Source organism: Streptomyces sp. GL_141, assembly GCF_057834385.1.
Window position 1 is genome coordinate 599,372 of sequence record NZ_CM174402.1, and the last position, 21,990, is coordinate 621,361.

Here is a 21,990-nt window from a genome sequence, read left to right on the forward strand (position 1 = left end):
GCGCGTCTCCTGTGACGTGGGGGGATACGGGGGCGGTGGCGGTACGAGGGGTGGTGGATCAGTGGTGGGCCGGGACGGCGGCGGCCGCCGGGGCGCCGGCCGCGATGACCCGGCTGCCGTCCTCGCCGCCCGCGCGGGTCCCCGTACGCCGTTCCAGCGCTCCGGACACCAGGGCGAGGGCGAGGGCGGAGGCGGCCAGCGCGGCGCCGACCCAGTTCGGGGCGGTCCAGCCGAGTCCGGCGGCGATGACGAGCCCGCCGAGCCAGGCGGCGAGGGCGTTGCCGAGGTTGAAGGCGCCGATGTTGACGGCGGAGGCCAGGGTGGGGGCGCCGGCGGCCTGGTCGAGGACCCGCTTCTGCAGCGGCGGCACGGTGGCGAAACCGAGGGCCCCGATGAGGAAGATCGTGACGGCGGCGCCCACCCGGTCGTGGGCGGTGACGGTGAACAGGGCCAGCACCACGGCGAGCGCGCCCAGGGAGGTGTACAGCATCGGCATCAGCGCGCGGTCGGCGAAGCGTCCGCCGACGAGGTTGCCCGCGACCATGCCGAGGCCGAGGAGGACGAGCAGCCAGGTGACGGAGGTGTCGGCGAAGCCGGCGACGTTGGTCATCATCGGGGTGATGTAGGTGATGGCGGCGAAGACCCCGCCGAAGCCGAGGACGGTCATCCCCATGGCCAGGAGCACCTGGACGTTGCGGAACGCGGCCAGCTCGTGGCGGATCCGTACGCCCTCGGGGCGGGGCAGGTCGGGGACGAGCCGCGCGATGCCGAGCAGTCCGAGGAGGCCGAGCGAGGCGACGATCAGGAAGGTGACGCGCCACCCGAGGTGCTGGCCGACGAGGGTGCCGAGCGGGACGCCGACGACGTTCGCGACGGTGAGGCCGGTGAACATCATGGCGATGGCTCCGGCCTTCTTCTCGGGGGCGACGAGCTCGGCGGCGACGACCGCGCCGATGCCGAAGAAGGCGCCGTGGGCGAGGGAGGCCACCACCCGCCCGGCGAGCATGACGCCGAAGACGGGGGCCAGCGCGGAGACCACGTTGCCCACGATGAACAGGCCCATGAGCAGCATCAGCATGCGCTTGCGCGGGATGCGGGTGCCGAGCACGGTCATCAGCGGGGCGCCGAGGACCACGCCGAGGGCGTAGCCGGTGACCAGGAAGCCGGCGGTGGGGATCGAGACGCCGTAGGTTCCGGCGACCTCCGGGAGCAGGCCCATGATCACGAATTCGGTGGTGCCGATCCCGAAGGCGCCGATGGCGAGTGCGAGGAGTGCGAGAGGCATGAGGGGTGCCTTCCAGGAGCTACAGGAGAGCTATAGGGGCGGGCTGTAGGAGCTGCGCGAGCCACGGGAGCTACCGGGGCTTCGGGCAGGAGGGGGAGGAGGAGGGAGAGGCGGCGGGCCCGGCGATTGCCACAGCGGGTTGCCTGCGTCCACATTAATTGCAGACGCGGGATATTTGCAAGCGCGGGCAATTGCAGACGTGGCCTATCCTGGACGTACACGCCTTCGAGGAGGAAGCCCATGACGGCCACGGACAGCGCACTCACCGCCCTCTCCCAGGGCTGGTGCGCCCTCTCCCTCCTGCACGGGCGCATCGAGACGCACATCGAGCGCGCGCTCCAGGCGGGACACGAGCTCAGCGTGCGCGAGTACTCCCTGCTCGACGTCCTCAGCCGCCAGCACAGCGGCCCCGGCGGCCACCTGCGCATGCACCAGGTCGCGGACGCGGTGGTGCTCAGCCAGAGCGCGACGACCCGACTGGTCAGCCGGCTGGAGGACCGCGGGCTGCTCAGCCGCTACCTCTGCGACACGGACCGCCGGGGCATCTACACCGACGTCAGCCCGGCCGGCCTGGCGCTCCTGGCCGAGGCCCGCCCCACCAACGACACCGCCCTGCGCGAGGCCCTGGACGAGGCGGCGCGCAATCCGGAACTCGCCCTGCTGGTGGCCGCGGTACGGAACACCCCGGCGGGGGTCCCGGCCGTCTAGGCGGCCGGTGCCGGCCCTGCGCAGGCTTCGGCGATCGCCGCGGTGTCCCAGTAGAACGGACGGACTTCGCAGATCAGCCCGTCCTTGACCCTGATCGTCTGCACGATCGGGAACGTGAGCTCACGGCCGGTGGCGCGGGCGCGAGCGCGGACCTGGGTGAGCACCACCGCGGTCTCGCCGGTGGCGAGGAACTCCTGCTCCACCATGTCGAACGATGCCCACACCCGGCTCATCGCGAGGAAGAACTCCTCCATGCCCTCGTGCCCACGCCAGGTTCCGCCGTAGGGCAGGGCGTCGGCTTGATGCAGCACGACATCAGGTGCGAAGAAGGGGGCGAGCAGGTCGAACGGGGCCTCGCCCGGCCCTCCGGCCGCCAGGTACTGCGTCTCGGCCGCGTACATGCCGGTGAGGAGGGGGGCCGAGTCCGGTGCGGAGGGAAGCGTCATGCCGCAAGTGTGATCGCGCGCGACGGACCACGCCGGCGGCAATCCGACGGTGAGCCATGGACGCGGCCGGCACCTTCCCCGCACACCTAGGCCTAGACCCGCCGGGCCAGGACCTGGCCCGGCCAGGTGCCGGAGAGGAACGGGGCGGTGCGGGTGAAACCGTTGCGCTCGTAGTACGCGACCAGGTCGCCCGTGCCGCCCGCCCAGCAGTCGACCCGCAGCAGCTCCACTCCGGCCCGCCTGGTCTCCTCGACGGCCCGGTCCAGCAGTGCGGCGCCGATGCCCAGGCCGGCGTACCGCCGGTCGGAGACCAGCAGCCGGACGTACCGCTCGGGTTCCCCGGCCGGTGCGATCATCGGCATCTTCGGACTGGGCCCGGAGTCCAGCACCAGGGCTCCGACGGGCACGCCGCCCAACTCCGCAACGTACGGGGAGTTCTCGGTCGTGTACCGCTGGACCCGCTCCACCCCGCCGGGAATCCGCGAGTACGGGATCGTGCCCCACTGCTCGGTGTTCCCGCGGGCGTTCATCCAGGCGACCGCCCCGTCGAGCATGTCCAGAACGGCCGGTACGTCCGCCGGGCCGCCCGGCCGGATCCGTATGCCGTGTGTGGTGTCGTTCATGGGACGACCCTAAGCGCTGTCCCGGCGCGGATGCCCGGCGCTCAGCGCGCGGTACTCCGTGGGCGTGAGCCCGTACGCCTCGCGGAACGACCGGCTGAAGACCGCGGCTCTGCCGAAGCCCCAGCGGGCGGCGATGGACTGCACGCGGTGGGCGGCGAGTTCGGGCCGGCCCAGGTCGGTGCGGCACTGTTCCAGGCGGCGTCGGCGGATCCGGGCCTGGACGCTCTCCCCCTGGTCCTGGCTCTGGAAGAGCAGGTGGAGGCCGCGTACCGAGATGTTGTGGCGGGCCGCGATGGCGGGCGGTCCCAGTTCCGGGTCGCCGAGGTGGTCCTCGATGAAGGCGTGGATCCGCCGCAGGAGCACCTCCGCCCGGGCTTCGGAGGGGATCCGGTCCTCGGCGTCCAGGTGCTGCGCCAGGCAGGCCGTGGCGAGGTCGACGGCGACCGCGCCGAGCCGGGCCAGTTCCTCCGGCTCGCATGCGGCGGCGTGGTCCTCCAGGGCGGTCATGAAGGAGGCCAGGATCGCCGCGATTCCGCGGTCGCCCGGTATGCGGCGGGCCAGCAGCCGTTCCAGCCGTTCGGGACGCAGCGGCAGGACGTCCCGGGGGAGCATCAGGATCGTCGCCCGCACCTGGCCGCCGTCCGCGTGCATCGTGTTGTCGGAGGGGAGCGAGGTGTCCCACAGCATGAGGTCCCCGGCCCCAACCGTGCACGCGTTGCGGTGCTGGGACATCGACGTGACGCCCTTGCGCAGCAGGGCCAGTTGGTACTGTTCCGGATCGCCGCGCCGGATCAGCGCGGCGGTGCGCCGCGAACGCAGGGGCGACAGGGTGAACTTGGACGCGCGCAGGAGCCCCAGGTCCACCACGGCGGCCTCGCCCTGGAAGTCGGCCGGCCGTTCGCTGCTGAGGGCGGCCGGCATCACCTCGCGCGAGATGATGTCGGCGTACCAGTCGAACCGCTCCCCCGCCGGTACCCCGCCCGACGACACCACGTGCCACATCCCGCGCCCCCTGTTCGAACTCTTCGGCAGGGTCCCAGGATGCGGCCAACCGGTCCCCGTCGGCGCATGGTCGGGGTCGGCGTGGCGCCTCGACCGACCCGCTCCCGTCGCCGCTCCGGCCCCCGCTCCCTCAGCGGCGGCCCGGCGAAGCGGTGGGCGGCGGGGACGAGGACGAGGCCCGCGGCGAAGACGGGGACGGAGACCGGGACGGAGACGCCGACGACGGAGCGGAGGCGGAGGAACCGGGCCGTGGCGTACCCGTACCGGCCTCCGGCGCCCGCGACGGGCTCACGGTGGGCGGGTACGCGTTCGTGGGCGCGGCCGAGGGCGAAAGGTGCGACGGGGAAACGGACGGGGACGGACCGTCCGGGGACGGCCCCGGAGCGAGGCCGGTCGGGATGGGCGACGGCGGCGCGGCCGGCGGCACCGGTACCGGCCCCGGGTGCACCGGAGCGTCCGGCGCCAGTACGGCGTATCCCACCACCGCGGCGGCCGCCGCCAGCCCCGCCAGGGGCAGCGCGAAACCGCGCGGCCAGGCCCACGACAGCCGCCGCACCCCCGGCTCCGGCGGCTGTGCCGGGCGCAGTGCGCGCACGGTGATCCCGGCCGCGCGGGCGTCCAGGGCCTGCCGCAGCCGGTACTCCACGGGCCGCTCGGCCGGCTCCCTGCCCGGACCCGCGGGCGGCTCCTGTCCACGCGTCATATCCGACCCTCCAGAATCCGTTCCAGCGCGTCCAGCCCGCGGCTCGCGTTCGATTTGACCGCCCCCCGGCTGATCCCCAGCGTCTCGGCGATCTCCGCCTCGCTGAGGTCGGCCCAGTAGCGCAGCACCAGGACCTGGCGCCGCCTCGGCGTCAGCCGCCCCAGCGCGGCGAGGACCTCGCGGTGTGCCTCGTCGAGGACCACGGACGCCTCGGCGGAGGGTACGTCGGCGGGTGCCTGCGGGATCCACGCGCGGGCGGTCCGGCGGCGGCGCAGCACGGAGCGGGCCGTGTTGACCACGGCGGTGCGCAGGTAGCCCAGCGCGTTGTCCACCTCCGTGATCCGCTCGCCGTGGCGCCGGTACAAGGCCGTGAAGGCGTCCTGCACCACGTCCTCGGCGGTACCGAGGTCGTCCACCAGCAGCACCGCCAGCCGGACCATCCGCAGCCGGTGGGCGTGGTAGAGCTCGGTCACGGTGGGCGGCGGGCCGCCCGTCTCGGAGGGGTGGCCGTACGTGTACCCGTGCCGGTACGGATCCTGCGGCGCGGGCGGGGCCTGCGCGGAGGAGGAGCGCTCACGGCGCAGCAGGAACGACCACAAGCCCCGCCACGGCCGGTCGAAGCCGGTCGTGGCGGGGCCCAGGGACGGTGCGAGGTGGAGCACGGAGATCCTCAGCCGTTGGCGCGGCGCCGCAGGGTGTACAGGGTCGCGGCCCCGGCGGTGACCAGCACGGCGGCCCCGGCGCCGAGTGCGGCCGTGGTGGCGGAGGAGCCAGTATGCGCGAGCTCGGGCTCGCCGGACGAGCCGGGGGCCGCGCTCGGGACGGCGGTCGGCGTCCCGCCCGGGGCGACGGTCGGCGACGCGCTCGGGCGGACGCTGGGGGCCGCGCTCGGCGTCGCGCTCGGGGGCCGGCTCACCGAGGGCGCGGGTGCCGAGGGGGCCACGCTCGGCGCCGTGCTCGGCGTCGCGGTCGTCGCCGGTGCGGGCGCGGCGGTCGGCGAGGCGGACGACGCCCCTTGTGCGGCGGAGGCCGGCCCGGCCAGCGCGACGGCCACCCCGGCGGCGGCGACGGCGAGGGCCGCCGCCCTGCGGACGGACAGCGGGGCGCGCTTCAGGTTCTTCACGGTGGTTCTCCACGGTCGGCTGCGGGGGCGCGGGATCACGCCCTTCACCCCCGCACGACGCGCGAGTGCCCGGGAGGTTGCCGCCGTTCCCGAAAAACTTTTCGCGGCCCCGGGGCGCGGCCCCTCGGACCCGGCGCGGACCCCTCAGGCCGCGCGGCCCCTCAGGCACGGGGCCGCCCCCTCAGGCACGGGGCCGCCCGCTCAGGCCCGGCGGCGCCCCCGCGGGACCCGTCCCTCCCGCAGCCGCCGCAGGGCCGTGCCGATCACGGCCACGCCCTCCTCGATCTCCCCCGCCGTACCCGCCGCGTAGCCGAGGACCAGGCCCGGAGCCCCCGGGGCCACCCGGTGCCAGGACAGGGGGTGCGCCTTGACCCCGAGGTCCAGGGCCGCGGCGGCGAGGGCGGTGTCGTCGAAGCCGGCCGGGGTGCCGGAGCCGCCCGCCCCCTCGAAGGTGACCATCAGGTGCAGTCCGGCCGCCGCCCCGTGCACCCGCGCGCCGGGCAGTTCGGCGGCGATCGCGCGGAGCATCGCGTCCCGGCGGGCCCGGTGGCGCCGGCGGACGAAGCGCAGGTGGCGCTCCAGCTCCCCCGAGGCCATCAGCCGGGCCAGCACCAGCTGGGCGAGGACGGGATTGCCGAGGTCGGCGTAGCGCTTGGCCTCGATCACGGCGTCCAGCCGGCGCGGCGGGACCAGCAGCCAGCCCAGTCGCAGGGCGGGGGCGAGGAGTTTGGATACGCTTCCGGTGTAGCAGACGGCCTCCGGGAGCAGGGCCCGCAGGGCGGGGACGGGGGCGCGGTCGTAGCGGTGTTCGGCGTCGTAGTCGTCCTCGATGACGACTCCCCCGGCCGCCGCCCAGCCGAGCAGCTCGCGGCGCCGTTCGCCGTCGAGGACGACTCCGGTCGGGAACTGGTGCGCCGGTGTCAGCACCACCGCCTGGGCCGGGCCGGCCGCCAGGGCCGCGGTGTCGATGCCGCCCCCGTCCACCGGTACGGGCAGGAGCTCCATGCCCCCGTGCTCCAGCTGCTGGCGTGCCCCCAGCGAGCCGGGGTCCTCCACGGCGACGCGCCGTACGCCTTCCGCCCGCAGCACCTGGGCCAGCAGCCCCAGCGCCTGGGCCACGCCCGCCACCACGACCACCTCGTCGGGGGTGGCCCGGATCCCGCGGTTCAGGGCGAGCCAGCCGACGATCGCCTCGCGCAGTGCGGGCGTGCCCTGCGGGTTCCCGTAGCCGAAGTCGGCGGGGGTCAGGTCGGCCAGGACCCGGCGCTCCGCCTGGAGCCAGGCCGTGCGCGGGAACGCGGTCAGGTCGGGCGCCCCGGGCGAGAGGTCGATCCGGCACGGGGCGGCGCGCAGCGCGTCGACGAGTCCGCCCCGGGGCCCCGCGAAGGGGCGGGCCGGATCCGTGGCCCCGGACCGGGCGGGCCGGGACGGGGGCGGCCGCTCGGTCACCGGGGCGGCCACCACCACGGTCCCCGCGCGGCCGCGACCGGCCACCTGGCCGGTCTCCGCCAGCCGCTGGTACGCCTCGGTGACGAGTCCCCGGGAGACCCGGAGTTCGGCGGCGAGGACGCGGCTGGCGGGGAGTCTGGAGCCGACGGCGAGCGTGCCGTCGGCGATGGCGGCACGCAGCCGGTCGGCGAGCCAGTCGGTACGGCCGCCGGCCGGAGCCCGGCCGATGTCGAGCTGGAGGAAGTCCGACCCGGCCGCTTCGGATGTCGGTGCTCCGGACCACGCTGCTTGGGCTCTCGCCACTTCGGACCCCTGGATGGCGCTCTCTTTGGACCTGTCCACGGGTCCATTGTGGCGCCAGGCTCGACGTATGAGCACTTCGCCCCCTTCGACCCGGCAGTTGCGCGATCTCGCCCCCGGCATGGCCGGCATGGCCCTCGTCGGCAGCAGCGTCACCGTCTCCCGCTCCCTCGTCGACGCCCCGCTCTTCGGTGTGCAGGCAGCCCGTTACGCGGTGGCCGCGCTGCTCCTGTACGGCCTGGCCCGCCTCACCCGGGTGCCGATCAGGGCCCCGCGCGGCCGGGAGTGGCTGTGGCTGGCCGGGGTCGCCGCGACCGGTCTGGTGCTGTTCAACGTGGCCGTCGTACGGGGCGTCGCGCACGCGGAACCGGCCGTCATCGCCGTCGCCGTGGCCTCGGCACCGATCCTGCTCGGGGTGATCGGGCCGCTGCTGGAGGGCCGCGGGCCGAGCCCCCGGGTGCTGCTGGCCGCGCTGGTGGTGGTCGCCGGTGCGGTCCTGGTGGAGGGAACCGGCCGGACCGACGCGGCGGGAGTGGGCTGGGCCGCCCTCGCGCTGGGCTGCGAGGCCGCCTTCACTCTGCTCGCGGTACCGGTGCTGCGGCGCCACGGCCCGTGGGGTGTCTCGCTGCACGCGGTGTGGCTGGGCGCGGTGATGCTGGCGGTGCTCACGGTGTGCGTCGAGGGGCCCTCCGAGCTCGTGTCGGTGAGCCCGCGCCAATGGGCGGCCGTCGGATACCTCGCCGTCCTGGTGACGGCGGTGGCCTTCCTCCTCTGGTACCGCACCGTGGCCGCGGTGGGCGCCGGCCGGGCCGGTCTGCTGGCCGGTGTGGCGCCGCTCGCGGCGGCGGGCGCGGGAGCCGTGACCGGCGGCGGGGTGCCGGGGCCGGCGGTGTGGCTGGGCCTGGCCGTGGTGGTCGCCGGGCTGGCTCTCGGACTCCGGCCGGAGCGGGCCCCGGGCGGGCCGGCGGCCACGCCGCCCACGCCGGTGGTCCCGGTCGCGCCGGGCTCGCCCGCCCCCGCCGTCCCGCTGGTCACCGCCGTCGCGCCGGTCGCCCCCGATGCGCGAAAGCCTCGTAACGCCCAGGAGTCCGCGGCCCCTTGAGCGCGCCCCGCCTTGTGGATCACAATCCGCAGATGGCAACGCCTCCGTACAGCAGTTGGATGCGGTACTTCTCGCCGACCGCCAACCACCGCCGGCTCGGCCTGGTGTGCCTCGGTGTGGGGGTGCAGCAGGGCGAGCTGCCGGTGGTCGGCCCGCGCGTGCTCGACCACCACGTCGCGGTGGTGGTCTGCGCCGGCCGGGGCTGGTTCAGCCACGGCGGGCGGGCCCCACAGCCGGTGACGGCCCCGGCCCTGCTGTGGCTCGTGCCCGGGGTGGAGCACCACTACGGCCCCGATCCGCAGACTGGCTGGGACGAGTGCTTCGTGGATTTCGCCGGCCACAGCGTGGAGGCGTACACCGACCTCGGCTACGTCACCCCCGACCGGCCGCTGGTCCCGCTCAGCGGCACGGCCGGGGTGCGGCACGTGGTCGACGGGATCGTCCGGGCGGCCCGCCTCGGCGGCCCCCTGCTGGAGGTGGAGGCCGCCGCGGCCGTGCACGGGCTGCTCGTCGCGCTGCGCTACGCCCGGGCCGGGGTGTCGCGGCACGGGGACGCCGTGATGGACACCCTGGCCCGGGACGCGCTGCTGCCGATCTCGGTGGCCGAGCACGCGGCCCGGCTCGGGATGAGCCTCCCCGAGCTGCGCGGGGCGGTGCGGGGCAGTACCGGGGAGGGGGTCAAGGAGTACCTCCTCGGCATCCGCCTGAGCCGGGCGAAGGAGCTGCTGGCCCGGACCGACCTGCCGGTCGCCGGGGTCGCCCGGCGGGTCGGTTACGAGGATGCCGCCTACTTCAGCAGGCTGTTCAGCCGCCGGGTGGGCGTGGCGCCCGTCCGGTTCCGCCAACAGCAGTCGGTGCAACAGCAGTCGGCGCGCCGGCTCCATCCGCCCCGGGAGCCGTCACCCCCCGAACCGGCACCGCCGGCCCCGGCACCGCGGGGAGGCGTCACGGCAGGTAGCCGATGTTGAGTTCCGCGACCGCCGTCCACGGATTGCCCGAAACCTCCCTCGTGGCCTTGAGCTTGACGTAGCGCGCGGTGCGCGCCGTGAAGGCGACGTCCTGCTGGGCGGTGGTGTTGGCGAAGGTGCCGGAGGCGGCCGCCGTGCCCCAGGTGACGCCGTCGGTGGAGGTCAGGACCTGGTAGTCGGCGATGCGTCCGTTGCTCTGCGTCTGCCGGGGCAGGTAGTGCAGGGCGGAGACGTTGTACGAGGCGCCGAGGTCGAGGGTGATCTCGTGCGGCATCGGCGCGGTGGCCTGGTACCACTGGGTGTGCCAGATGGTGGCGCTGTCCCCGTCGAGCACGTTGGCCGCGGCGCCGTTCTCGCCCGCGGTCTCCTGGCTGTCGACGGCCTTGACGCTCATCTGCGTCTGCGGGACGAGCAGTTCGCCGCCGCCTCCGGTGCCCAGGTCGTCGACGGCGAGGTCGTCGAGGATGAAGTCGGCCTCGTTGTGGGAGCCTTCGCCGGTGACCTTCCGTACGCCGATCCAGGCGTCGGTCCCCGCGGTGAAGGTCTTGGTGAAGGTGGTGGCCGTCCGGGCCTGGTTCAGCGCGGTGGCCGTCTCGGTGCTGCCGGAGCCGGTGATGAACTGGTAGTCCCCGCTGAAGCCGTTCTCGTAGCTGAAGGTGACCTTGTACGAGCGGCCGGGCGTCAGCCGCAGGGTCTGCGGGAGGGTGCGGTAGACCAGGCCCTGCCGCTCCTCGTGCGACTTCAGCGAGTTCTGCCCGCTGATCACGTCGTCGACCAGCTTTCCGTTCCAGCCCGCCTGGGTGTACGGGGCGTTGCGCTGGGCGATGTGGGTGCGCGGGTCGGTGGCAGAGCCGCCGGCGCCGCCGAAGGCGAAGGGGCCCCAGCCCGCGTCGACGTTCTCGAAGTCCTCGGTGAACCAATGGCCGTTCAGCGGGGTGCGGGCGGAGCGGACGACCCGTACGTCGTCCAGGTAGACGGTGCCGGAGCCGGAGGCCGCGGACAGTTTGAGGGTGGCCGCCGACTGCCCCGCGGGGACGTCGAAGAGCACCTTCATGCGCTGCATCTTGGTGCCGTTCTTCTCGCTGCCGCCGAGGTTGTTGGTCAGCGTGGAGGAGTCGGCGTGGACGGAGGCCGCCGCGCCTCCGGCCGGGGTCACGGTGAGCGTGGCGGCGCGTCCGGCGGGGGTGGAGACCCAGACGGAGGCGGCGTAGGTGCCGGGGGCGAGTCCGGTGAGCTGCTGGGAGACGGCGGGCGCGGTGCTCGCGGCCATCGTGAGCTCGTTCTGCCCCTGGGCGTTGCGGGTGACGGCGGCGCCGGATCCGGTGACGGTCCAGGCGTTCAGGTTGCCGGAGAAGAAGGAGGGGTCCTTGACGGGGGCGCCCTCGCCCCAGTTCGGGTCGGCCTGGGCGGGGGCGGCGCCGTTGGTGACGACGTAGCCGGTCCTGGCGGCGGCGTTGATGGTGACCTGTCCGCCGGTGACGGCCAGGTCGCCGACCAACTGGCGGCCGGTGTCGGTCAGTTTGTACAACTTGGGCGAGGACCAGCCGGCCGGCAGGGTCCAGGTGGTGGAGGCGGCCTTGTCGTTCCAGTGGTAGAGCTTGCCGTCGCGCGGGAGCAGGTAGGCGGAGCCGTCGAGGACGGTCCGGCCGGCCGTGGTGATCTTGCGGGTGTTCCCGGAGGTGGTGACGGTGGTGCCGTTGGCAAGGGTGACCGCGCCCGCGGTCCACTTCACGATCGGGGATTCCTGGAGGTACTTGGTCGGCAGGTTGGTCGCGAAGGTGGTGGTGAGGAAGGAGGTGAAGTCCCGCTTGCCCTGCCAGCCCTCGTAGGCGGTGATCTCCGCGCCGCCGAGCAGCGGGTTGGCGGCGATCCAGTCGTCCTTGGTGTGGTTGGCGATGAAGCGGGCGATGTTCGAGTTGATGCCCTTGAGGTCGGTGCCGCCGTAGTTGACGTCGGTGGCCCAGTGGTGCCAGAGGGACTGTCCGGTCAGGGAGGCGGGGAACTCGGTGGCGAGCTGGTAGCCGAGGCCGCCGATCTCGCGTTCGAGCTTGCGCGAGAGGTAGCCGTCGCCGTACCAGACGTCCACGTAGAGGAAGTCCAGGCCGGGGGCGGCCGCCTTGAGGTCCTGGAGCCGCTTGAGGCGCCCGCCGGACTGGCCGTCCTTGCGGGTGTCCACGTAGTACGACTGGTCGAGCCAGTCCCAGCCGAGGCCGCCGGTCTGGTGGGCCGGGTCGAAGGTGGCCGAGACCGGGTACTCCTCGGTGGCGTTGATGTGGACGCCGAAGTCGGCGTTGTAGGTGTGGCCGACGGTGGTGAGGGTGTTCAGGTCGGTGGCGCCGCCGAGCTTGGAGCCGATGTTCTTGTAGTCCATGTGGGCCGAGTCGTGGCCCTCGGAGGCGTACCCCTTGAGCAGGACGAACTGGCCGAGGCCGTCGGTGGCGAGGTTGACCCGCTTGGTCTCGTCGAGGGTCTCGGCGAAGGGGTGGGTGGCCGCGGAGGCGAAGTTGAAGGGGATCCGCTGCACGACCCGGTCGGCGGTCTGCTGCCAGCCGGTGGGAGCGGTCCAGATGTCGCGGTAGGCGACCGCCGCGTCCTGCCAGTCCACGGTGGAGTCGGCGTTGCGGTCGGCCGTGATCGCGACCCGGACGTAGGGCAGCGGCTCGGTGTCGGTGTCGGCCGCGCCCGAGGCCCGGTAGAGCCAGGATCCGCTCCACAGGCCGGCCCGGCGGTAGGTGCCCTTGTCGGTGACCTGCTTGCTGATCCGGCCGTTCTCGTTGGCGGTGGCGCCCGAGGGGGCGTCGTAGTACGAGTTGGAGTCGATGGCCGCGGCCAGTTTGCCGGTGTTGGCCAGCCCGTACATCACGGTCGTCGCGGAGGCGTCCACCGGGGTATTCGCGGTGATGGGGGCGAAGGTGTCCCCGGTGCCGGTGGTGGCGGTGTGCATCTTCGCGGTGGAGAGCGCGGCGCCGCTCTGGTTGCTGCGGACGCTGACGAGGTTGTGGTGGGGGATGGCGAAGCTGCGTACGCGCAGGGCGGCCGTGTCCTCGACCGCCGTGACCTTGAACTCCACCACCGAACCGGTCACCGAGAGCCGGGACCTGATGGTCACTCCGGAGAAGGCCAGCGCGTAGTCCACGCCGGAGGCGGAGGGGGTGGCGGTGACGGTGGGGGTGTAGGTGGTTCCGTTGACGACGATCGCGCCGATGGTGTCCTCGTTGCCGTTCAGCACGTCCCCGGTGGCGGTGCGGGTGTAGCTGATGACGCGGGGGAAGGCGCTGTCCACGCTGACGGACAGCTCGGGCGAGGCGATCGTCACGGGGCCGGCCGCCACGGCGGGGGCGGCGGGCACGGCCACGACCAAGGTGGCCACGAGACCGGCCACCGCGGCTGCGGCCGGCCAGAGGGGGGTTCGCATCGGACCTCCGGGAGTCGGCTCTTCCTGGGCGGAAGACCGCACACCGTGGAGGCCTGCGGTCCGCTCACTGACCTGACAGCCTGCGGACCGCGGCCCGGCAGGCCCATGGACAAAGCCGCGCCCCGTCCTGGACTTATGTGACGGGTGGGTCGGGTGGGCGACCGGTCGCGGCGCGAGTCGTCACCGCTCTCGGCACCGCGCTCGTCACCCCGCTCGTCACCGCGCGCGCTGACGGGCACGGTGCCGGCGGACGGCGTCGCGGCTGCCGCAGCGTGGTGAGCAGTACCGCTGGGTGCCGTTCCGCGAGGTGTCGACGACGACGTTCGCGCAGGGGTGGGCCGCGCACCGGCCGAGGCGGTGCATGCCACGAGTCGTCAGGTGCAGTGCCGTGCCGACGCTGAACACGGCGTGCAGGACGCGTGCCAGGTCGTCGTCGACGTCGCGATAGTGCAGGTGCCAGCCCTCGCCGTTGTGGTCGGTCAGGCGTGGATAGGCGGTCGCGGCGGCCATCTGCTCGTTGAGGATCGTGGCCCGCTCGTTCGGGTCGCGGGCGTCGACGACCCTGATCCAGTCGTCGATCACCGCCCGGCAGCGGGCGTGGTCGTCGGGCCGCTCGGGGAAGGGCATCGTCATGCCGAACTCGCGGGTCCGCTCGACGATCCCCGCCCGGGTGCCGGGCCAGTCGTCGGCCAGGGAGCGGGCGAGGAGCACGGCGTACTCGCCGTAAGGGTTGAGATGCATAAGGGGATTACATCAGGGTGAGGACATGTCTCTCACCTCGCTGTCCTCGCCCGTGGCCGCCCTGTCCGTCCTCGGGATGGCACTCACCGCGCTGGTCATGGCGCTGACCCCCGGGCCCAACATGATCTACCTCGTATCGCGCAGCATCAGCCAGGGGCGCGCTGCGGGGCTCGTCTCCCTGGCCGGCACCGGCGTCGGCTTCGTCGCCTACATGCTGATGGGCAACCTCGGCCTCGCGGTCGTGTTCGTCGCCGTGCCCTGGCTGTTCATCGGCTTCAAAGCCGCCGGCGTCCTCTATCTGGTCCACCTCGCCTGGCAGGCCCTGCGCCCCGGAGGGCGGGGCATGTTCGAGGTCCGTGACGTTCCCCGTGACAGCCCGGCCCGGCTCTTCCGCATGGGGCTGGTGACGAACCTGCTCAACCCCAAGGCCGCGATCATGTACCTCACCTTGATACCGCAGTTCATCGACCCGCGCCGCGGGCATCCGACCGTGCAGGGCCTGGCCCTCGGGTCGGTCCAGATCACGGTGAGCCTGACCGTCAACGCCCTGGTCGTCATCGCCGCCGGCGCCGTCGCCGCCTTCCTCGGCCGACGCCCGAGCTGGGCCGCCGCGCAACGCCGCATCACCGGCACCCTCCTGGGCGCCGTGGCACTTCTGCTCGTCCGCGAGGTGCCTGCCCGAGCCCGCGCCTGACCGTTCCCCGGCCAGATGGCCTAGGCCGGCTCGGCTCCCTCCACCTCTCGGGGGGTCGGGTACGAGGCTGCGGGCTCGACGCGCCGGATCCACAGCAGGGCGCCCGCCAGCAGCATCGCGCCCCCCGTCAGCCAGGGCAGCGGGCCCCGCGGCAGCACGCCGACGAGCAGGCCGGTGAGACCCCCGGTCAGTTGCAGGGCGAGGGACTGGACGGAGAGTGCCGTGGCCCGTCCCGCGCTCGGCACCCGGCGGTGCAGGAGCTCGTTCTGGCTCGGTCCCGCCGCGCCGAGGCCTAGGTAGACCAGCCCGTAGCCGAGGATCGCGAGCACCAGCGCGACCGGGCCCGCCGCCACGGCGGTGGCGCCGAGCAGGAGCAGTCCGCTCGCGCCGGCGCCCAGGCCCAGCAGGACCGCGCGCTCGCCGCTGCCCGCGAGCCGGGCGGTCAGGGGTGCGAGGTGGTTCCCGAGTCCGGAGCAGAGGAAACCGGCGCAGGCGAGCACGGCGAAGAGCATCGCGCCCGATTCCGGCGCCCCGGTGAACGAAGCGGCGCGGCCCGGTGTCAGCAGTTCGAGCGCGGCGAGGGCGCCGCCCGCGGCCGCCGCGCTCAGCAGCACCCGGCGGATCAGCGGATCGCGGCCGCCCAGCCGTACTCCCTCGGCGATGGTGGCCGGGATGCCGTGGAGCACGGAGCGCAGGGTGCTCGGCGCGCGGGGCGGCTCGGGGAGGGCGGTGAGGACGTACAGCACGAAGGCCGTCACCACGACCGCGCCCAGCAGCGGTGGTGTGGAGAGCGGGAGCACCAGCCCGGAGGTCGCCCGGTTCAGCCGGGCGGCGACTCCGTCGCCCTGGGCGAGCAGCCAGGGGAGCGCGCCTCCGAGCAGGGTGCCCGCCGCGAGCGCGGCGGAGACCGCGGAGCCGCCGCGGGCCAGGCCGGTGCGCAGTTCGGCGTCGGGGCCGGAGTGGGCCTGGACCGTGTCGACGTACCAGGCCTCGGCGGGCCCGCTGGACAGCGCGCGCCCCGCGCCCATGAGGGCCATCCCGAGGGCGAGGACCCAGGGCGCGGTGCCCAGGCCCTGGAGGGTGAAGGCCGTCAGGTTCAGCAGGCCGGCCGCGGCCAGCACGGCGCGGCGGCCCAGCACGTCGGAGAGTCCGCCGGTGGGCAGTTCCAGTACGGCGGCGGTGACGGAGTGCGCGACGAAGAACGCGGCGACGGCGGTCAGCGACATGCCGCGCTCGGTGAAGAGCAGGATCAGCGGGCTGACGGCCAGTCCCACGGGGAACCAGTAGAGGACGCAGGCGGTGACGTAGCGGCGTCCCGCGGTGCGCGGGTCCAGGGGCCCGGTCACGTCGCGGCCCCGGCGGCCCCGGCGGCTCCGGAGTCAGGGCGGACCGACTCGGTTTCGCGTATGTGTTCGCAGATCACCACGGGAGGTTAGAGCCCCGTCGAGGTGATCGCCAAGGGTGGACCCGCGGAACTCTCCCCCTAGGTGCTCGCCGGCACCAGGATGACGGCCGTCCCGTACGCGCACACCTCGGTGCCGACGTCGGCCGCTTCGGTCACGTCGAAGCGCATCATCAGCACGGCGTTCCCGCCGCGCGCCTTCGCCTGCTCGATGAGGCGTTCCATGGCCTGGTTGCGGGTCTCCACCAGGGTCTTGGTGAGGCCCTTCAGCTCGCCGCCGATCATCGATTTCAGGCCGGCGCCGATCTGGCTGCCCAGATGGCGGGAGCGGACGGTGAGGCCGAAGACCTCGCCGATGACCTGCTCGACCCGGTAGCCGGGGACGTCGTTCGTCGTCACCACCATCACACCGGTCTGCTGTGCGCCGGGGCCGCCGCCGTAATCGTCGATACCCATGGCATCCACTCTGGCGGCGCCGCGCGGTGCCCGCATCCGGAGCGGAGGGGGGCCGGGGCTTCGGACGGGGGCTCCGGGCCGGGGCTTCGGAGCAACCGGGTTGCGCACCCGGGCGGAGTCGGATATTGGGCATATCGGGCGAAGTCACGGTGCGTCAGCGGGACCTTCCGGCTCTGCGTCGCCATAGTCGTCCCTGGCAACCGCCTGGTTGCCGCCCCGTGCCGCGTGCCGCGGCCGGGCGGACGTATTCTCGGAGGAGCCGGCTCATGCTGAAGCCCACCAGGACCATCCTCGCCCTCACCGCCGGAAGCCTGGTGCTCGGCCTGGTCGGGGCGGGCACGGCCGTCGCGGCCGACCACTCGGTACCCCGCGGCCCGGTCCTGACGTCCCCTGCCGACGACGAGGAAGACGACTACGGCCGGGACGACGAGTACGGCAACCGCAAGCACGCCCGCGGCGTCGTCATCTCGCGCGGCTCCCTGACCGTCCGCAGCAGGCCGACCACCCACTCCCACAAGGTGGGCCGGGTGCACCCGCACGAGAAGCTCTCCATCGACTGCAAGACGCGCGGCGAGCGGGTCGACGGCAACAACCTCTGGTACCTGCTGAAGGAGCGCGACGACCACAACTCGATGGACGAGGACCGCCAGGGCGCGATGACCCCGAAGTCGGCGAAGGCCGCCAAGGACCGCGACGACCGCTGGGTCTCCGCCCGCTACGTCAAGAACCTGGGCGAGGTCCGCTACTGCCGCTCCTAGGCACCGCCCCCGCGGCACACCCGTTAGGGCCGCATCTCCGGGCGTACGGTTCGCGGCCCCACGCACCGCGCACCGTACGCCCGTACCCGTGTCCGCAGTTCCCGGTCCGCCGTGACCACCACGCACCCGCCGCGCTCCGCGCAGGCGGCCGCGAGCTCCACGATCCGGTCGTCGCCGCTGCCCGGCGCCTCGTCGACCCGGACGCCGGGCACCGATGCGACGCCCCGCGCGGCGCCTTCGACGACGAGGACGATCTCCTCGCCCGCGTCGCGCAGCGCCAGCCGGTCGCGCAGCCGCTCTGCGGCGCCGCGCCGGTCCCGCCACCAGCCGTCCGGCACGGATCCCACGACGTTGGCACCGTCCACGATCAGTACGTTCGGCTCGTCCACCTCCCCAGTATGGCGAGCCGGCCGGAAGCCGCCGTACCGGGCGGGCCCGCCGTACCGGCCGTACTAGAAGTCGCCGTAGTTGACCTGCCAGGTCGCCAGACCCATCCGGCGCCAGATGGCCACCACGCGGTCGCGGTCGTCCAGGGAGACCCGGACCGCGTACCGGTCGCGTACGTGCGCGTTGAACAGCTCCGCCTTGACGATGTCGTCGCGGCGCGTGTCGCCCGCCGCCCGCATCCACAGCTCGTCGTACGGGACTTCGTGCTCCCGCAGCCAGGCCTCGGTCGGCTCCCGGTGCTCCTCGCCCCGCCCGGACAGCAGCACGATGGTGTTTCCGTCGGCCCGCCGGAAGGAGTCCAGCGCGTCGCGCACCGGGGCGTTCAGCGTGTCGAGGCCGCAGCGCGAGAAGTCGTACGGATTGCGGTCGCCGGTCATCGCGAGCGTGCCGTCGATATCGCACATGACCGCCGCGGGCAGCGCCGGGTCGGCGACGTACGGGGACACGTCCGGCTGGTCGTTGAGCCAGTCCGCGGTGAGCCGCCAGCCGCCCTTCTTCGCCTTCGCGTGCTTGTCCGCGAGTATCCGGATGATCTCCTCGCCGACCTGGCGTTCGCGCGCGGCGTCGCGCCGCAGGCACTCCTCCACGGGCACGTCGGTGTAGTCGTGCACGACGAAGGTGGCCCGTCCCGCCACGGCCGCCTTGAGCCGCTTGGGGATGTACGAGGTCAGGTGGGTGTTGTCGACGACCACGTCGAAACCGCCCTCGACGGCCGCGCTGACGGCCGCGTCCTGGATGTCCAGCACGGTCTGCTCGTGCTTGTACGAACGCGCGCGCTCGGGGTCCGGCACGTCGAGCATGGCCCGCAGGTCGTCGAGGTTGACGCGGCGCATCCGGCCGCCGGACTCCGCCTGGAGGGCGCGCGCGGCGGTGGTCTTCCCGGAGGCCGGCAGACCCGTCATGACGTGGACCACCGGCAGCGCGGGGGGCGCGGCCGGGGGCGCGGGGGTCTCGGTTTCGGGTGCTTCGGACACGGGTTCAGTTCTCCTCGTCGTTCGTGAAGGGGTCGGACGCCTCGGGCCGCACCTGCCGCCAGGTGACCATCTCGGTCGTCCTGCCGTCGAGGCGCTGGAACAGTGCGCCGCGGACCCCGCTGTCGCGGATCGTCGTCTTGGCGGCGCGCGCGAACGCGCCCCGGTCGCCGGCCAGGTGGGCCAGCGAGGCGTACGCCTCGTCGATGGCGCGCTCGCGGAGCGCGGCCTCGGCCTCCAGGCGTTCGATCACCGAGCGCACCCAGTGGTCGAACTCGTCGGGCACCTGTTCCAGCAGGGCGTCGAGCGGCTTGCCGCCCGAGGCCTCGATGTCGGCGACGGTGCAGTTCAGGCCCTGGGCGAGCTGCTTGAGGGGCAGTCCGGCGAACCGCTGGATGCCGTGGCCGCGCCAGATGTCCCGCTCGGTCACCCCGGTGAGCACCTTGTGGAGGCGTACGTACTCGGCGATCTTCGCCTTGGCCCGGACGCCCGAGGCGAAGCGCAGCACGAAGCCCTCCGCGTCGGTACCGGTCGCGGCGGCGCCGCCCGGCAGGGTGCTGGACCCGGTCAGCGCGAGCAGCTCGCCGAGCGGCATGGCGGGCCACACCTTGACCACGGAGCCGATGCCCTGCCAGTGACCGGCGGCCTCGGCGAGCGGCACCTCGGCGCCGTCCGCTCCGTACGCGGCGAGCAGGACCAGGTCGCGGCGGTCCCCGTAGTCCACGACGATGCGGTTCTGCGGGTACACGATCTCCGCGAGGTAGGTGGTGCCGGGGACCAGCGCCGAGGTGTCGCGTCCGTCGAGGCGGCGCTGCGCCCAGACGGCCTGCGTGCTGGTGAAGGACCCCCTGGAGGCGGCCCGCCACTTCCCGGCGTAGTGGAAGAGCACCCCGAGGCTGCCGTCGACCTTGTCGTACACCTCGAACGGCTCGTCGTCCGGCAGGGCCGGCGCGTACGGCCGGCCCGCCTCGTGCTCGCCGACGTTGAAGAACTTGGGCAGCGGCAGCGCGACGATCTCGCCGGTGACGTCGTCGGCGACGAGTCCGCGGCAGCGCGTGGTGACCTGGTTCCAGACCTGCTCGTACTGGGCGGTCCGGGTGTAGCTGTAGAGGGACAGCGGCAGCTCGGGGTGTGCCTTGCGGGCCACGTATCCGGCGTCGATGGCCTCGGTCAGCGCCTGCGCGGGCATCAGGTCGTGCAGAGTCAGGCGGTCCTGGCTCATGGGGTTCCTCCCGGTTCGAGATGCCTCATTCTCGGGTGCGGGAGGACCTGGCCGAAACCGAATATCGGCCCGTTACCGCAGGTCCTTCGCCCTGTGCGGGTCTTCGCCGCCCAGCCGGTTGATGTCGCGCGGCCGCAGGATCCGCTGGGTGCCGGCGTCACCGGGCCCGGCCGCGGCGACGGCGATCATCGCGCGGCCGAGTGCCCCGGTGGTGGTGACGAGGTGGGGTGCGAAGCGGCGCAGGATCGGGAAGAGCGGCGCGGTGACGGCGTAACCGGCGCGGTAGAGCGGGGTCTTGGAGGGGATGCCGCGGTCCGGCTGCACGATCCCCGGCCGGAACATGTACGCCTCGAAGGGGAGCTTCAGCAGGTCGTTCTCGGTCTTCCCCTTGACCCGGGCCCACATGGAGCGGCCGCCCTCGGTGCTGTCGGTGCCCTCGCCGGAGACGTAGGCGAAGGTCAGCCGCGGGTTGGCGGCGGCGAGGGGACGGGCGGCGGCGAGCGTCAGGTCGTAGGTGATCCGCCGGTACTCCTCCTCCTTCATGCGGAAGGAGGAGACGCCGAGGCAGAAGAAGCACGCGTCGTACGAGGCCAGGTCCGGCCCGGGCACCGACAGGTCGGTCGGATCGGCCCGGACGAGCTCGCGCAGCTTGGGGTGGGTGACGGCGAGGGGGCTGCGGCCGACGGCGAGCACGCTGTCGACGGACTCGTCGCGCAGGCACTCGCGCAGCACGCCGCGCCCGATCATGCCGGTCGCACCGAAGAGGATGACGTTCACGGGGCCACCCTAGGGGGTGTCTTGTCGATCGGGCCGGATCAGGCGGCAGCCGTCAGTGGGAGACGCACAGTTCGTTGCCCTCGGGGTCCGCGAGGGTGGTCCAGACGAAGGGGCCCTGATTGCCTTCGTGCAGGTGCTCGGCCCCCTTCGCGAGGAGCCGCTCGACCAGGGCCCGCGGGTCGTCCTCGCCGGTGCGGACGTCGAGGTGGACGCGGTTCTTGACGGTCTTGGGCTCCTCGATGAACTGGAAGAGAATGCGGGGCGCCCGTTCGAGGCCCTCGGGGTGGCGGATCCCCTGGCCCGCCTTCCAGACGAGGACGCCCCGGTGGGTGGTGGTGTCATCCTCGGTCGCCCGCCCGGCGTCGATCATCTTGCGGATGAACTCCTCGTCGCTGGGCTCGACTTCCCATCCGAGGGCGTCGGCCCACCAGTCGGCGAGGGCGTGCGGGGCGGCGGAGTCCACGGTGACCTGGAACGTGTAAGCCATGCGGCGACCCTACCCGGAGCGCCCCGCCGCACGCGGGTCGCTCCTCCCCGCGCGTACTCGGCATCGCTAGCATGTCCGGGGACGACGTCCCCTCCGCTCCCCCTCCCCGGGCGCGCCAAGCCGCCCGTCGCGGACCGGCCCACGCGATGACCAGAGGCACCCCATGACCTCCACCCCACCCCGGCGGCGCGGGGTCCTGCGTCCCCTGGCCGCGCGGCTGTTCCCGCCGGAGGCGGACGGCGCCGCGTCTCCCCACGGGGTGCTGCCCCCGCTGCTGATCGTCCTCACCTTCGTCAGCGGTGTGGTCGACGCGGTGAGCTACCTGGGCCTCGGCCACGTCTTCGTGGCCAACATGACGGGCAACGTGGTCTTCCTCGGCTTCGCGATCGCCGGGGACCGCTCCCTGTCCGCCCCGGACTCCCTGCTCGCCGTCGGCTCCTTCCTGGCCGGAGCGGCGGCCGCCGGCCGGCTGCGCCGGACCACCGAGGCGGCCAGGATGTTCGCGCCGCTGGTGGCGGTCCAGACGGTCCTGGTGGGCGGGGCGCTCGCCCTGACCGTGCTCGGCGCCGGGCCGCCGGGCGTCATCGCCCTGCTCGCCCTCGGCATGGGCCTGCAGAACGCCGTCGTCCACCGGCTCGCCGTCCCCGATCTCACCACCACCGTCGTCACCAGGGCCCTGACCGGACTGGCGGCCGATCCGTGGGGGCCGGGGCCGCTCCGCCGCCTCGTGACGGTCGTGGCCCTGCTCCTCGGAGCCCTCGCCGGCGGCCTGCTGACACTCCGTCATGGAGCGGCATGGGCACTGGCCTTGGCCGTGCTCCTGTTGGGCTGTGTGACCCTCTCCCCCCGGTGGGACGGCACCGGGCGCCGGCCGTAGGGGCCGGACTCGCCTCCGGCGCGCGCCGGGCGGC

The 21,990-nt window shown here is 73.7% G+C and carries 23 protein-coding genes; 6 read left to right on the forward strand and 17 right to left on the reverse strand.

Annotated features, from left to right (window positions below):
- Positions 1 to 58: 58 nt before the first annotated feature.
- Entirely contained in the window at positions 59 to 1,285 is a 1,227-nt protein-coding gene (locus tag AC3IX6_RS02635; RefSeq protein WP_489368548.1) for an MFS transporter, read from the reverse strand.
- Between the two features lie 240 nt (positions 1,286 to 1,525).
- On the opposite strand from AC3IX6_RS02635, the gene AC3IX6_RS02640 reads away from it, so the two are divergent.
- The gene (locus tag AC3IX6_RS02640) at positions 1,526 to 1,993 is read left to right on the forward strand and encodes a MarR family winged helix-turn-helix transcriptional regulator (protein ID WP_489368549.1); all 468 of its coding nucleotides are present in this window, start codon (positions 1,526 to 1,528) and stop codon (positions 1,991 to 1,993) included.
- On the opposite strand, the gene AC3IX6_RS02645 is transcribed toward AC3IX6_RS02640, so the two are convergent.
- The 7 genes from AC3IX6_RS02645 to pdxR form a co-directional block, all read right to left on the reverse strand.
- Positions 1,990 to 2,439, reverse strand: a complete 450-nt coding sequence (locus AC3IX6_RS02645) for a nuclear transport factor 2 family protein (protein WP_489368550.1) — start codon at positions 2,437 to 2,439, stop codon at positions 1,990 to 1,992. The genes AC3IX6_RS02640 and AC3IX6_RS02645 overlap by 4 nt on opposite strands.
- Before the next feature lie 92 nt (positions 2,440 to 2,531).
- Complete coding sequence (locus AC3IX6_RS02650; protein ID WP_489368551.1) at positions 2,532 to 3,062, reverse strand: GNAT family N-acetyltransferase; 531 nt, start codon at positions 3,060 to 3,062, stop codon at positions 2,532 to 2,534.
- Between the two features lie 9 nt (positions 3,063 to 3,071).
- Positions 3,072 to 4,064, reverse strand: a complete 993-nt coding sequence (locus tag AC3IX6_RS02655; RefSeq protein WP_489368552.1) for an AraC-like ligand-binding domain-containing protein — start codon at positions 4,062 to 4,064, stop codon at positions 3,072 to 3,074.
- Between the two features lie 130 nt (positions 4,065 to 4,194).
- On the reverse strand, positions 4,195 to 4,767 hold the full coding sequence (locus AC3IX6_RS02660) for a hypothetical protein (protein ID WP_489368553.1): 573 nt from the start codon (positions 4,765 to 4,767) through the stop codon (positions 4,195 to 4,197).
- Entirely contained in the window at positions 4,764 to 5,429 is a 666-nt protein-coding gene (locus tag AC3IX6_RS02665) for an RNA polymerase sigma factor (protein WP_489368554.1), read from the reverse strand. Before AC3IX6_RS02665 ends, AC3IX6_RS02660 begins: the two co-directional genes overlap by 4 nt.
- An 8-nt stretch (positions 5,430 to 5,437) precedes the next feature.
- Positions 5,438 to 5,890 (reverse strand): LPXTG cell wall anchor domain-containing protein, encoded by a 453-nt coding sequence (locus tag AC3IX6_RS02670; RefSeq protein ID WP_489368555.1) that lies wholly within the window; start codon positions 5,888 to 5,890, stop codon positions 5,438 to 5,440.
- Between the two features lie 201 nt (positions 5,891 to 6,091).
- On the reverse strand, positions 6,092 to 7,681 hold the full coding sequence (pdxR, locus tag AC3IX6_RS02675; RefSeq protein ID WP_489368556.1) for a MocR-like pyridoxine biosynthesis transcription factor PdxR: 1,590 nt from the start codon (positions 7,679 to 7,681) through the stop codon (positions 6,092 to 6,094).
- Positions 7,682 to 7,709: 28 nt separating this feature from the next.
- Here pdxR and AC3IX6_RS02680 point away from each other — a divergent pair, with 28 nt between their 5' ends.
- Together AC3IX6_RS02680 and AC3IX6_RS02685 are read left to right on the forward strand one after the other, a co-directional pair.
- The gene (locus AC3IX6_RS02680; RefSeq protein ID WP_489368558.1) at positions 7,710 to 8,741 is read left to right on the forward strand and encodes a DMT family transporter; all 1,032 of its coding nucleotides are present in this window, start codon (positions 7,710 to 7,712) and stop codon (positions 8,739 to 8,741) included.
- Between the two features lie 32 nt (positions 8,742 to 8,773).
- Positions 8,774 to 9,709 (forward strand): helix-turn-helix domain-containing protein, encoded by a 936-nt coding sequence (locus AC3IX6_RS02685; protein ID WP_489368559.1) that lies wholly within the window; start codon positions 8,774 to 8,776, stop codon positions 9,707 to 9,709.
- Here AC3IX6_RS02685 and AC3IX6_RS02690 read toward each other — a convergent pair.
- Both AC3IX6_RS02690 and AC3IX6_RS02695 read right to left on the reverse strand, forming a co-directional pair.
- Entirely contained in the window at positions 9,687 to 13,124 is a 3,438-nt protein-coding gene (locus AC3IX6_RS02690) for an endo-alpha-N-acetylgalactosaminidase family protein (RefSeq protein ID WP_489368560.1), read from the reverse strand. The two genes, AC3IX6_RS02685 and AC3IX6_RS02690, sit on opposite strands and share 23 nt — an antisense overlap.
- Positions 13,125 to 13,340: 216 nt before the next feature.
- Entirely contained in the window at positions 13,341 to 13,865 is a 525-nt protein-coding gene (locus tag AC3IX6_RS02695) for a CGNR zinc finger domain-containing protein (RefSeq protein WP_489368562.1), read from the reverse strand.
- Between the two features lie 25 nt (positions 13,866 to 13,890).
- On the opposite strand from AC3IX6_RS02695, the gene AC3IX6_RS02700 reads away from it, so the two are divergent.
- A complete protein-coding gene (locus AC3IX6_RS02700) occupies positions 13,891 to 14,559 on the forward strand; it encodes a LysE family translocator (protein ID WP_489368564.1) in 669 nt (222 codons plus the stop codon).
- Positions 14,560 to 14,579: 20 nt separating this feature from the next.
- Here the strand turns inward: AC3IX6_RS02700 and AC3IX6_RS02705 are convergent, their stop codons facing one another.
- The gene (locus AC3IX6_RS02705; RefSeq protein WP_489371714.1) at positions 14,580 to 15,785 is read right to left on the reverse strand and encodes an MFS transporter; all 1,206 of its coding nucleotides are present in this window, start codon (positions 15,783 to 15,785) and stop codon (positions 14,580 to 14,582) included.
- Between the two features lie 257 nt (positions 15,786 to 16,042).
- Positions 16,043 to 16,417, reverse strand: coding sequence for a YbjQ family protein (locus tag AC3IX6_RS02710; RefSeq protein ID WP_388499743.1), 375 nt, complete (start codon positions 16,415 to 16,417; stop codon positions 16,043 to 16,045).
- A gap of 266 nt (positions 16,418 to 16,683) precedes the next feature.
- Between AC3IX6_RS02710 and AC3IX6_RS02715 the strand changes: the two genes are divergently transcribed.
- Positions 16,684 to 17,175 (forward strand): hypothetical protein, encoded by a 492-nt coding sequence (locus AC3IX6_RS02715; RefSeq protein WP_489368566.1) that lies wholly within the window; start codon positions 16,684 to 16,686, stop codon positions 17,173 to 17,175.
- A gap of 23 nt (positions 17,176 to 17,198) precedes the next feature.
- On the opposite strand, the gene AC3IX6_RS02720 is transcribed toward AC3IX6_RS02715, so the two are convergent.
- From AC3IX6_RS02720 to AC3IX6_RS02740, 5 genes are all read right to left on the reverse strand, one after another.
- Complete coding sequence (locus AC3IX6_RS02720; RefSeq protein WP_489368567.1) at positions 17,199 to 17,564, reverse strand: PIN domain-containing protein; 366 nt, start codon at positions 17,562 to 17,564, stop codon at positions 17,199 to 17,201.
- Between the two features lie 63 nt (positions 17,565 to 17,627).
- The gene (locus AC3IX6_RS02725; RefSeq protein WP_489368568.1) at positions 17,628 to 18,596 is read right to left on the reverse strand and encodes a phosphatase domain-containing protein; all 969 of its coding nucleotides are present in this window, start codon (positions 18,594 to 18,596) and stop codon (positions 17,628 to 17,630) included.
- Between the two features lie 4 nt (positions 18,597 to 18,600).
- On the reverse strand, positions 18,601 to 19,815 hold the full coding sequence (locus AC3IX6_RS02730) for an RNA ligase (RefSeq protein WP_489368569.1): 1,215 nt from the start codon (positions 19,813 to 19,815) through the stop codon (positions 18,601 to 18,603).
- A 72-nt stretch (positions 19,816 to 19,887) separates the two neighbouring features.
- A complete protein-coding gene (locus tag AC3IX6_RS02735; RefSeq protein ID WP_489368571.1) occupies positions 19,888 to 20,592 on the reverse strand; it encodes a Rossmann-fold NAD(P)-binding domain-containing protein in 705 nt (234 codons plus the stop codon).
- Positions 20,593 to 20,644: 52 nt separating this feature from the next.
- Positions 20,645 to 21,079 (reverse strand): VOC family protein, encoded by a 435-nt coding sequence (locus AC3IX6_RS02740; protein ID WP_489368572.1) that lies wholly within the window; start codon positions 21,077 to 21,079, stop codon positions 20,645 to 20,647.
- Positions 21,080 to 21,242: 163 nt separating this feature from the next.
- Here AC3IX6_RS02740 and AC3IX6_RS02745 point away from each other — a divergent pair, with 163 nt between their 5' ends.
- Positions 21,243 to 21,956 carry a YoaK family protein gene (locus AC3IX6_RS02745; RefSeq protein WP_489368573.1) on the forward strand — a complete coding sequence of 238 codons (714 nt, stop codon included), beginning with the start codon at positions 21,243 to 21,245 and terminating at the stop codon, positions 21,954 to 21,956.
- Positions 21,957 to 21,990: the final 34 nt, after the last annotated feature.